Origin of the sequence: Streptomyces sp. NBC_00878 (genome assembly GCF_026341515.1) — a bacterium.
Lineage (GTDB): Bacteria > Actinomycetota > Actinomycetes > Streptomycetales > Streptomycetaceae > Streptomyces.
This window is the reverse complement of the sequence record NZ_JAPEOK010000001.1, coordinates 5,300,462-5,312,196: the sequence shown is the minus strand read 5'-3', so window position 1 is coordinate 5,312,196 and position 11,735 is coordinate 5,300,462. Positions and strand designations below refer to the sequence as shown.

The following is an 11,735-nucleotide window of genomic DNA, read 5'->3' as shown; positions in this document are numbered from 1 at the left end:
CGAGCCTGGCGGTTCTGGCGGTCCTGTCGAGCCGAAGGCCTGTGTGACCGATCCGGCACCCCCCTCGTGTCAATCGTCGAACGGCCATGCGTCATAATTGCTTGTGAATGTGAACGCGTTCACAAGCGTGTCCATTTGATCCCGTGATGTCTGCGACAAGCGGGACAAACTGGCGCCGACGCTTCGGCGATGTAAGGAGATGACGACGTGGAATTGGCTTTGGCGCCGGAGACACTGGCGCGATGGCAGTTCGGCATCACCACCGTCTACCACTTCCTCTTCGTCCCCCTCACGATCTCGCTCGCCGCGCTCACCGCCGGCCTGCAGACCGCCTGGGTGCGGACGGAGAACGAGAAGTACCTCAAAGCGACGAAGTTCTGGGGCAAGCTCTTCCTGATCAACATCGCGATGGGCGTCGTCACGGGCATCGTGCAGGAGTTCCAGTTCGGTATGAACTGGTCCGACTACTCGCGCTTCGTCGGTGACGTCTTCGGCGCCCCCCTCGCCTTCGAGGCGCTGATCGCCTTCTTCTTCGAGTCCACCTTCATCGGCCTGTGGATCTTCGGCTGGGACAAGCTGCCCAAGAAGATCCACCTGGCCTGCATCTGGATGGTCTCGATCGGCACGATCCTGTCGGCGTACTTCATCCTCGCGGCCAACTCGTGGATGCAGCACCCCGTCGGCTACCGGATCAACGAGCAGAAGGGCCGTGCCGAACTCACCGACTTCTGGCTGGTCCTGACCCAGAACACGGCGCTCGCCCAGGCCTTCCACACCCTCTCCGCGGCCTTCCTCACGGGCGGCGCCTTCATGGTCGGCATCGCCGCCTTCCACCTGGTCCGCAAGAACCACATCCCCGTGATGAAGACCTCGCTGCGCCTCGGCCTCGTCACCGTGGTCGCCGGCGGCATGCTCACCGCGCTCAGCGGTGACACGCTCGGCAAGATCATGTACGAGCAGCAGCCAATGAAGATGGCCGCGGCCGAGGCGCTGTGGGACGGCGAGGCTCCCGCTCCCTTCTCCGTCTTCGCCTACGGGGACGTCGACGCCGGCCACAACAAGGTCGCCATAGAGATCCCAGGACTCCTGTCCTTCCTGGCCAAGGACGACTTCACTTCGTACGTCCCCGGTATCAACGACGTCAACAAGTCCGAGCAGGAGCGGTTCGGGCCCGGCGACTACCGGCCCAACATCCCCGTCGCCTACTGGGGATTCCGCTGGATGATCGGCTTCGGCATGACGTCCTTCGCCATCGGTCTGGCCGGACTCTGGCTGACCAGGAAGAAGTTCATGCTGGGGCGGCATCTGCGGGTCGGCGACGATGAAGTGCCGCACGTGGTGCTCTTCAAGAACAAGGCTCTCGGCCCGACGCTCACCAAGTGGTACTGGCGCATCGCGATCCTGACTCTGGGCTTCCCGCTCATCGCCAACTCGTGGGGCTGGATCTTCACCGAGATGGGCCGTCAGCCGTGGGTCGTCTACGGCGTGCTCCAGACTCGCGACGCGGTCTCCCCCGGCGTCTCGCAGGGCGAGATCCTCACCTCGATGATCGTCTTCACCGCGCTCTACGCGATCCTCGCCGTCATCGAGGTCAAGCTGCTCGTGAAGTACGTCAAGGCCGGACCGCCCGAGCTCACCGAGGCCGACCTCAATCCGCCCACGAAGATCGGCGGCGACCCCCGGGACGCCGACAAGCCGATGGCCTTCTCGTACTAGGCCCAGGGAGCTGCTGAGTCATGGAACTTCACGACGTCTGGTTCGTCCTCATCGCCGTCCTGTGGACCGGCTACTTCTTCCTGGAGGGCTTCGACTTCGGGATCGGCGTCCTCACCAAGCTGCTCGCCCGGAACCGGACCGAGAAGCGGGTGCTGATCAACACCATCGGGCCGGTCTGGGACGGCAACGAGGTCTGGCTGCTCTCGGCGGGCGGCGCGACCTTCGCCGCCTTCCCCGAGTGGTACGCCACGCTCTTCTCCGGCTTCTACCTGCCGCTGCTGCTCATCCTGGTCTGCCTGATCGTGCGCGGAGTCGCCTTCGAGTACCGGGCGAAGCGGCCCGAGGAGCAGTGGCAGCGCAACTGGGAGAACGCGATCTTCTGGACCTCGCTGCTCCCGGCGTTCCTGTGGGGTGTGGCCTTCGCCAACATCGTGCGGGGCGTGAAGATCGACCAGGACTTCGAGTACGTGGGCAACCTCGGGGACCTGCTCAACCCGTACGCCATTCTGGGCGGCCTGGTGACGCTGACCCTGTTCACCTTTCACGGGGCGGTTTTCGCGGCGCTCAAGACCCTGGGCGACATCCGGGAGCGCGCCAGGAAGCTGGCGCTCGGGCTCGGTCTGGTGACGGCTGTGCTCGCGCTGGTCTTCCTGCTCTGGACCCAGGCCGACAACGGTGACGGCGAGAGCCTGGCCGCGCTGGTCGTGGCGGTCGTCGCCCTGGTCGCGGCGATCGGGGCGAATCAGGCCGGGCGTGAGGGCTGGGCGTTCGCTCTGTCGGGCCTCACCATCGTCGCCGCCGTCGCGATGCTCTTCCTGTCGCTCTTCCCGAACGTCATGCCGTCCTCGCTCAATGACGAATGGAGCCTGACGGTCACCAACGCCTCGTCGAGCCCCTACACGCTGAAGATCATGACCTGGTGTGCGGTGATCGCGACGCCAGTGGTGATGCTTTACCAGGGCTGGACGTACTGGGTGTTCCGCAAGCGGATCGGTACGCAGCACATCGCCGAGGCAGCGCACTGAGGCCGATCTTTCAGCGGCGCAGTGAGACCGAGACTCCAAGGGTATGTTTCACGTGAAACATGCCCAATGAGAAGAGGGTGTGTTTCACGTGAAACACACCTGCTTGACCCAAGGGTGTGTTTCACGTGAAACCAATCGACCCGCGACTGCTGCGATACGCCCGCGCCACCCGGCTGTTCCTGATGGCGGTCGTCGGGCTGGGAGTTGCGGGTGCCGCGCTGGTCATCGCCCAGGCGATGCTCATCGCCGAAGTGGTGGTCGGCGCCTTCCAGCATGAACTGTCGGTTGCTGAACTCCGCACCCCGCTCCTGCTGTTGGTGGCCGTAGCGAGCAGCCGAGCGCTCGTCTCCTGGCTCACCGAACTCGCCGCGCACCGGGCGAGCGCGGCGGTCAAGTCGGAGCTGCGGAGGCGGTTGCTGGAGCGTGCCGGTGAGCTGGGCCCGGGCTGGCTGAGTGGACAGCGGACGGGTTCGCTGGTGGCACTCGCCACCCGCGGGGTCGATGCCCTGGACGACTACTTCTCGCGCTATCTGCCGCAGCTGGGCCTCGCGGTGGTCGTGCCGGTGGCGGTGCTCGCGAGGATCGTCACCGAGGACTGGGTGTCGGCGGCGATCATCGTCGGCACCCTCCCCCTCATCCCGATCTTCATGATGCTGATCGGCTGGGTCACCCAGTCCCAGATGGACCGTCAGTGGCGGATGCTGTCACGGCTCTCGGGCCACTTCCTGGACGTGGTCGCGGGACTTCCCACGCTCAAGGTGTTCGGGCGGGCCAAGGCGCAGGCCGAGTCGATCCGCCGGATCACCGGGGAGTACCGGCAGGCGACCATGCGGACCCTGCGGATCGCCTTCATCTCGTCCTTCGCGCTGGAGTTGCTCGCCACGATCTCGGTCGCTCTGGTCGCGGTGACCATCGGGATGCGGCTCGTCCACGGCGAGATGGCGTTGTACGACGGTCTGGTCGTCCTCGTTCTCGCACCCGAGGCCTATCTGCCGCTGCGGCAGGTGGGGGCGCAGTATCACGCGGCGGCGGAGGGGCTGTCCGCCGCCGAGGAGATCTTCTCGGTCCTGGAAACACCGGTGCCGACGCCGGGGACAGGTGCTGTGCCGTCCTCCGGAGGCGTGCGCTTCGAAGGGGTGACGGTCCGGTACCCCGGGCGGTCCTCTGACGCGGTGTCGGGTGCGTCCTTCGCGGTCGAGCCGGGCGAGACGGTTGCGCTCGTCGGGCCCAGTGGAGTGGGTAAGTCGACGCTCCTGAACGTGCTGTTGGGATTCGTGGCACCCACCGCGGGGCGGGTGCGTATCGGGGGAGCCGATCTCACCGAGACCTCCCTGGAGGAGTGGCGGTCACAGGTTGCCTGGGTGCCGCAGCGGCCTCATCTGTACGCCGGGTCCGTCGCCGAGAACGTACGGCTGGGGCGGCCGGACGCCGATGACTCCGCGGTGCGGCAGGCGCTGGCCGATGCGGGGGCCCTCGAATTCGTGGACGCGCTGCCCGACGGTGTGCGGACGGTACTCGGTGAGGAAGGCGCCGGGCTGTCCGCCGGGCAGCGTCAACGGCTCGCTCTGGCGCGAGCGTTCCTCGCGGACCGGCCGGTACTGCTGCTCGACGAGCCGACGGCGTCACTGGACGGGGCGACCGAAGCCGAGGTCGTGGAGGCGGTCCGGCGCCTGGCGGTGGGGCGCACCGTGCTGCTCGTCGTTCACCGGCCGGCCCTACTGGACGTGGCGGACCGGGTGGTGAGGCTGGAGCCGGAGGCGCCGGTCGGGGTGGACGGGCCCGTGGGCTCCGAGGGCGGAAAGGAGCTTCGCTCCGACGTGGTGGCCGCGGAGCCTGAGGGCGGCGAGGAAGAGGCGACCGTGCTCCCGCGGGGGCGGGAACGGGTACTCGCGCGGGTGCGTGCCATGGCCGGGCCTCGGCGTGGGCGGCTGGTGCTTGCCCTCCTGCTCGGCAGTCTCGCGCTCGGAAGTGCCGTCGGCCTCATGGCCACCTCCGGCTGGTTGATCTCCAGGGCCTCCCAGCAGCCGCCCGTGCTGTATCTGATGGTCGCCGTGACGGCCACGCGGGCGTTCGGGATCGGGCGGGCCGTCTTCCGGTACGCCGAGCGGCTCGTGTCGCACGACGCGGTGCTGCGAATGCTCGCCGACACGCGGGTCGCCGTGTACCGGCGCCTCGAACGGCTCGCGCCCGCCGGGCTGCGTACCGCTCGCCGCGGTGATCTGCTCTCGCGACTCGTCGCCGACGTCGACACGTTGCAGGACTACTGGCTGCGCTGGCTGCTGCCCGCCGCGGCCGCCGCCCTCGTGTCCGCCGGCTCCGTCGGCTTCACGGCCTGGCTGCTGCCGGAGGCCGGTGCGGCTCTCGCGGTCGGGCTGCTGGCCGCCGGGGTGGGCGTCCCGCTGGTGACCGGTGCCGTCGCACACCGTGCGGAGCGCCGGCTGGCCCCCGCTCGCGGTGTGCTGGCGACCCGGGTGGCCGATCTCCTCACGGGGACGGCCGAGTTGACGGTCGCGGGTGCGCTGCCCGCGCGCACCGCCGAGGTGCGGCGGGCCGACGGCGAGCTGACCCGCATCGCCTCACGCGCCGCCACCGCCACCGCGCTCGGCGACGGACTCATCGCGCTGGTCTCAGGACTCACCGTCGCGGCCACCTCCCTCGTCGGCGCCCAGGCGGTCCTCGACGGGCGGCTCAGCGGCGTGGCGATGGCCGTCGTCGTCCTCACCCCCCTCGCCGCCTTCGAGGCCGTCCTGGGGCTGCCGCTCGCGGTCCAGCACCGCCAGCGAGTACGCAAGAGCGCGGAGCGCGTGTACGAGGTCCTGGACGCGCCCGAGCCCGTACGCGAACCGGAACGGCCGCTGGAGGCGCCCGAGTCGCCGTTCCCCGTCGTGGTGAAGGGCTTGGCAGCCCGCCACGCGGGGCAGGACCGGGACGCGCTCGCCGGAGTGGATCTGACGCTCGAACGCGGGCGCCGGACCGCCGTCGTGGGGACGTCCGGGTCCGGCAAGACGACGCTCGCGCAGGTGTTGCTGCGGTTCCTGGACGCGGGGGCGGGGACGTACACCCTGGGCGGCGTGGACGCGTACGGCATGGACGGTGACGACGTACGGAGGCTGGTCGGGCTGTGCGCGCAGGACGCGCATCTCTTCGACAGTTCGGTGCGGGAGAACCTGCTGCTCGCACGGAAGGGCGCCACCGATTCCGCGCTGCGGGACGTGCTGGGGCGGGTGCGGCTGCTCGACTGGGTCGACGGGCTGCCCGATGGACTGGACACGTTGATCGGGGAGCACGGGGCACGGTTGTCCGGGGGACAGCAGCAGCGGCTCGCGTTGGCGCGGGCGTTGCTCGCGGACTTTCCCGTGCTCGTTCTCGATGAACCCGCGGAGCATCTTGACCTGGCGACCGCCGATGCGCTCACCACTGATCTGCTGGCCGCGACCGAGGGGCGTACGACGTTGCTGATCACGCACCGGCTGGCGGGGCTTGAGGCGGTCGACGAGGTGATCGTGCTGGATGACGGGTGTGTGGTGCAGCGGGGGGCTTTTGGGGAGCTGGCACGTGCGGAAGGGGCGCTGCGGGGGATGGTCGAGCGGGAGAGTCGGACGGAGGGGTTGGTTGCTGTGCGGTAAGGGCTGGCTGCCGCAGCTTGTGTGCCACGTGCGGGTGGGTGGGGGCTGGTCGCGCAGTTCCCCGGGCCCCTAAAAGCGGGCGTTTGTGCCCGTTGTGAGTGAGTCCGCTCGCCTCTTAGCGGTTGGTCGTAGGCCTCAGCTCGAAGGGTTCGACTTTCCCTCCCAAAAAGGGCTAATTGTGCTCGTGGCATGCCAATTGGAACGAACTCGGCGGTATGTCGCCGAGGCTGTGTGGAGCGAACTCGGCAGCATGGCGCTGAGGCCGTACGGATCGAAGTCGGCAGTATGTCGCCGTGCGCGACGGACTCGGGCGGTGCCGTCGGCCGGTGCGAACAGCCTCGCAAGACGGCCCGCCGGAATCTCCCGGGCCAGACCCCTGTTCGGCCCATGGAAGTGGTCCATTCGGGACAACCGGTCCCCCAGGTGTACGACTTGAACAGGACCGGAGCCGCTCCCACGCGACACGATCCGTGTCATGCGTTCACGTCGTCGCCATCCCCTGCTTGTCCCGGTGCTGCTGTGCGCGTCGGCCGTTCTGGTGGCCCGGCCCACGGCGGCCATGGGAGACACCGAGGGCCCGGGCGGCCTGAGCGCCGACGTGGTGCGGTTGTACGAGGAAGCGGCCGTGGCGACGCGGCAGTACGAGGCGGGGCGCCGGGAGGCCGACGTGCAGCGGGGCCGGGCAAAGCGGCTGGAGCGGCTCCTCGCGCGGGAGCGACAGGACATCGCCGCGCTGCACGGGGACCTCGGCCGGATCGCGCGCGCCCAGTACCGCAGCGGCGGCGGCCTCCCGCACACCGCGCAGATGCTGCTCGCGGACAGCCCCGAGGAACTCATGCGCGGTCAGCGTGCCGTCTGGCAGGCGGATCTGGCGGTCAACAACGCCGTCACCAAGAGCCGCAGGGCCGAGGCACGGCTCGTCGCCGACGAGGCGAGGGCGGCGTCCGCCTGGCGGGCCCTGGAGCGGCGCAACGGCGAACTCGGCGAGATCAAGCGGGGGATCGAGCAGAAGCTCGAAGAGGCACAGTGGACGCTCCAGGGGCAGGCGGACGCCTCGGTCGCCGCCGGCGCCTGCCGGGGCCCCGTCCGGCTCGACCAGCCGCGAACGGGCTTCACACAGCCGTGGGTCGCGCCGGTGGAGACGTACGAACTCTCTTCGGGCTTCGGCAGAGGCGGTGATCGCTGGGCGAGACGGCACACCGGGCAGGACTTCGCGGTGGACATCGGCACGCCGGTGCGGTCGGCGGGCGCGGGACGTGTGGTGAAGGTGTCCTGCGGCGGCGCGTTCGGCATCGAGATCGTGGTGAAACACGCGGGGGGCTACTACACGCAGTACGCCCACCTGGCCGCCGTCACTGTGAGCCAGGGGGAGCGGGTGGCCGTGGGGCAGTGGATCGGCCAGGCGGGCACGACCGGCAACTCGACCGGGCCGCATCTGCACTTCGAGGTGCGTCTGACGCCGCAGCTGGGATCGGGGGTCGATCCGCGGAAGTGGCTGGCCGCGCGGGGGGTTCGGCTGTGAACGGGGTCCAAGGAGAGGGCCAGTAGGCAAGGAGAGGGGCCAGTAAAGGGTGGGGGCGGCCGGTAAGGGGCGGGCGCCAGGAAGGCGTCCCTTACCGGTGCTCCGCGAGGGTCCGCTCCGCTACCGGCGCTCGGCTCGCTACCTGCGTTCCGCTCACTTACCGGCGTTCCGCGAGAATCCGCCCGCTTCGCTACCGGCGTCCCGCTACTGGCGTCCTCCTACCCGCGTTCCGCGAGCATCCGCTCGATCACGACGGCCACCCCGTCCTCGTTGTTGGCGACCGTGCGCCCGGAGGCGGCCGCGATCACGTCGGGGTGCGCGTTGCCCATCGCGTACGACGTGCCTGCCCAGGTGAGCATCTCCACGTCATTGGGCATGTCGCCGAAGGCGACGACCTCCTCCTGCGAGATGCCGCGCTCGGCGCAGCACAGCGCGAGCGTGCTGGCCTTGGAGACGCCGGGGCCGCTGATCTCCAGGAGCGCGCTGGGGCTGGAGCGGGTGACGTCGGCCCGGTCGCCGATGGCCAGGCGGGCCGTCATGAGGAAGTCGTCCGGGGCGATCTCGTGGTGGAAGGCGAGGATCTTGAGCACGGGCTCATCGGCACCGGGTGCGTCCGGCGCCAGGAGTTTCTCGGCGGGCGCGAGGGTGTCGGGGGTCTCCATGTGCAGCTTCGGATACGCCGGCTCCTGGTAGAAGCCGTACGTCTGCTCGATGGCGAACACGGTCCCCGGTGCGGCGTCACGGAGCAGCCGCACCGCGTCGAGCGCGTTCTCCCGCGCGAGCTCCCGGACCTTGACGAAGCGGTGGGTGCCGGGGCCGCCGTGCAGGTCGACCACGGCGGCGCCGTTCCCGCAGATGGCCAGGCCATGACCGTGGACGTGGTCGCTGACGACGTCCATCCAGCGGGCGGGGCGGCCGGTCACGAAGAAGACCTCGATACCGGCCTCCTCGGCGGCGGCCAGCGCGGCGACCGTGCGCGGTGAGACGGACTTGTCGTCGCGCAGCAGGGTGCCGTCGAGGTCCGTGGCGATCAGCCGGGGCGGGAGGGTGGAGGCCGGGTTCCCGGGCCGTCGGGTCGCTGAGGTCACCCCGCCATTCTCCCGCACCTGCGCGCACGGGCGTGCGGCGGTCCGCACATCTGAGTGACGTATGCCTTCACCTGCGACTTTGAGGCACCGGAGCAGCCGTCGGAACCGGCCACCGAAAAACGCCTCAGCCGAGCTGCCCGACCGCCTCCATCGCGATGTGCTCGAAGACCTTCTCGTCCGCGGCGAAGTCCGGGTAGTCGGGGACGGGCCAGTGGATCACGATGTCGGTGAAGCCCAGCTCCATGTGCCGGCCGGCGAAGTCGACGAACGCGTCGAGGGACTCCAGCGGACGCGCGCGGTCCGGGGTGAAGCCGGTGAGCAGGATCTTGTCGAGCTCGTTCACGTCGCGGCCGACCGTCTCGCACGCGGCGGCCAGCTTCTCGACCTGTCCGCGAATGGCCTGAACCGACTGCTCGGGAGTGCCTGTCGCGAACAGCTTCGGGTCGCCTGTCGTCACCCACGCCTGCCCGTGCCGGGCGGCGAGCTTCAGCCCGCGCGGCCCGGTGGCGGCCACCGCGAAGGGCAGCCGGGGGCGCTGGACGCAGCCGGGGATGTTGTAGGCCTCGCGCGCCGAGTAGAACGTGCCGTCGTACGAAACGGAGTCCTCGGTGAGCAGCCGGTCGAGCAGCGGTACGAACTCGCCGAAGCGGTCGGCCCGCTCGCGCGGCGTCCACGGCTCCTCGCCGCTCTCCAGCAGTGTCGTGGCGTCGAAGCCGGAACCGCCCGCGCCGATGCCCAGCGTGATCCGGCCACCGGAGATGTCGTCGAGCGCGATCAGCTCCTTGGCGAGGGTCACCGGATGCCGGAAGTTCGGGGAGGTCACCAGCGTGCCGAGGCGCAGCCGGTCGGTGGCTCCCGCGGCGGCCGTGAGGGTCGGTACGGCGCCGTACCACGGCCCCTCGCGGAACGTCCGCCACGACAGATGGTCGTACGTGAAGGCGGTGTGGAACCCGAGCTGCTCGGCGCGCTGCCATGCGGAACGCCCTCCCTCGTGCCAGCGGAGGTACGGCAGGATCACGGTGCTCAGGCGCAGACTCATGCCGCAGAGCCTAAGCGCAGCCGAGGGGCACATCCGAAACGGCCGGTCGGCGGGAGACGGGCCCGGCAAGCCCGCGGAGAACGCGCCCGCCCGGTCAGTGCTCGGCGGGAAACCGCAGGTAGCGCGGGGGTACGGCGGTCGTGAGCCAGACCCCGTTGGCGCTGACCCGGAACTCGTGGCCGTCGCGGTGCATGGCGGCGGCGTCCACGGAGAGTACGACGGGTCGGCCGCGGCGGGCGCCGACGCGGGTCGCGGTCTCGCGGTCGGGCGAGAGGTGCACATCGTGCCGGTTCATCGGCCGCAGGCCCTCGGCGCGGATCGCGTCCAGGCTGCGGGCGACGGTCCCGTGGTAGAGGTACGCGGGCGGGGTCGCCGCCGCCAGGCCCAGGTCGACCTCGACGGAGTGCCCCTGGCTGGCGCGGATCCGTGTGCCCTCGATCGCGAAGCGCCGCTTGTCGTTGTGGGCGACCACGTGGTCGAGCTCGTCCCGGGTGAACGTGAAGCCGTGTGCCGCCGCCGAGGCCATGAGCGTTTCGATCTCGGCCCAGCCGCCCTCGTCGAGCGTCAGCCCGATCCGCTCGGGCTGATGCCGCAGGTGCTTCGAGAGGTACTTCGACACCTTCACGGTGCGTCTTTCGTCCATCCCGCCAGAGTGCCTGGCGAGACGCTCATCACGCATTTGATTTTGTCGTGAAGGTTTGATCCACAGCCAAGTGCGTTATCCACAGGGTCAGTTGGAGATTCTGTGGACAACTCCTCGACGCTTTAGGGTATTTTGTCAACTGTGGCTTCCTTGGTGTGATTTGCGGCGAGTGTGTCCATGGCCCGCGCCCGGACCTCACGTTCAGCCGCCAGAGCGATGAACTCGGCCGCCTTCTCCGAGCCGACCAGCCTCTCCACGGCGGCCATTGTCTCCGCCGGGACGGCCACGGATCGCGTCTCGTCCGCACGATCCGGGGGCTGCTCCGCACCGAGGTGCCGACGCAGGTGCAGGTTCGCGAACAGCCGCATGGCCCGGGCGAGTTCGGCGTCCACCGTCTGGCGCGCGAGCGGCCGCATCCGTCGTACGAGCGCGGCCGCCTCGGCGGCGTCCGCGTCGGTCGGCGGGTGCTCGCCGAGATAGCGGGCGAAGACGTGCTCGCTCGTGAACTCCAGGAAGCGGGAGGCGATGTGCTCCACCTGGCCCCTCAACTCCCGCAGATGGCCCGAGATCGCGGACAGCGGGACGCCCGCCTCGTACAACTCGGCGGCCACAGCCAGCTCTTGAGGGCTGGGCACGAGGAACATGTCCTCGCTACCCGGAACGTATTCGAGGACCCCGAGCTCGACGGCGTCGGCCACCGCCGTGTCGTCCGGGCTGCCGCCGAACCGCTCCTCCAGCTCGGCCCGCGAGATACGGACCGCCTCCTCGTCCGTCCACGGCCCGTCGACCTCCGCGACCAGGCCGAGCACGCCGCCGAGGCCCCGGCCAGCGTCCCAAGCCTCCAGGAGTTCCTTGATCGAGGCCAGCGTGTAGCCGCGGTCCAGCAGGTCGGCGATCTGCCGCAGCCGGGCCAGATGGGCGTCGGAGTACACGTTGGCGCGGCCACGCCGCTCGGGCCGCGGGAGCAGCCCGCGGTCCTGGTAGGCACGGATCGTCCGGACCGTGGCACCACTGCGGTGCGCCAGGTCCTCGATCCGGTACGCGACGCCGGCCGGCTCGTCCTCCACGGTCCTGCC

The 11,735-nt window shown here is 69.7% G+C and carries 8 protein-coding genes; 4 read left to right on the top strand and 4 right to left on the bottom strand.

Annotated features, from left to right (window positions below; translation table 11 throughout):
* The first annotated feature begins 207 nt into the window (after positions 1-207).
* The 4 genes from OHA11_RS22795 (at position 208) to OHA11_RS22780 (ending at position 7,889) form a co-directional block, all read left to right on the top strand.
* Complete coding sequence (locus OHA11_RS22795) at positions 208-1,716, top strand: cytochrome ubiquinol oxidase subunit I (protein WP_266499117.1); 1,509 nt, start codon at positions 208-210, stop codon at positions 1,714-1,716.
* A gap of 20 nt (positions 1,717-1,736) precedes the next feature.
* Positions 1,737-2,741 (top strand): cytochrome d ubiquinol oxidase subunit II, encoded by a 1,005-nt coding sequence (gene cydB / locus OHA11_RS22790; RefSeq protein WP_266499115.1) that lies wholly within the window; start codon positions 1,737-1,739, stop codon positions 2,739-2,741.
* 125 nt (positions 2,742-2,866) lie between these two features.
* Positions 2,867-6,367: a thiol reductant ABC exporter subunit CydD gene (gene cydD, locus OHA11_RS22785; RefSeq protein WP_266499113.1), complete on the top strand. Its 3,501-nt coding sequence runs from the start codon at positions 2,867-2,869 to the stop codon at positions 6,365-6,367.
* Positions 6,368-6,842: 475 nt separating this feature from the next.
* Entirely contained in the window at positions 6,843-7,889 is a 1,047-nt protein-coding gene (locus tag OHA11_RS22780) for a M23 family metallopeptidase (RefSeq protein ID WP_266499111.1), read from the top strand.
* Between the two features lie 218 nt (positions 7,890-8,107).
* Here OHA11_RS22780 and OHA11_RS22775 read toward each other — a convergent pair whose 3' ends face one another.
* The 4 genes from OHA11_RS22775 to OHA11_RS22760 form a co-directional block, all read right to left on the bottom strand.
* Positions 8,108-8,977, bottom strand: a complete 870-nt coding sequence (locus tag OHA11_RS22775; RefSeq protein ID WP_266499108.1) for a Cof-type HAD-IIB family hydrolase — start codon at positions 8,975-8,977, stop codon at positions 8,108-8,110.
* Between the two features lie 124 nt (positions 8,978-9,101).
* A complete protein-coding gene (locus tag OHA11_RS22770; protein ID WP_266499106.1) occupies positions 9,102-10,016 on the bottom strand; it encodes an LLM class flavin-dependent oxidoreductase in 915 nt (304 codons plus the stop codon).
* Between the two features lie 94 nt (positions 10,017-10,110).
* Entirely contained in the window at positions 10,111-10,659 is a 549-nt protein-coding gene (locus OHA11_RS22765) for an RNA 2'-phosphotransferase (RefSeq protein WP_266499104.1), read from the bottom strand.
* Positions 10,660-10,781: 122 nt separating this feature from the next.
* Entirely contained in the window at positions 10,782-11,726 is a 945-nt protein-coding gene (locus OHA11_RS22760) for a MerR family transcriptional regulator (protein ID WP_266499103.1), read from the bottom strand.
* Positions 11,727-11,735: the final 9 nt, after the last annotated feature.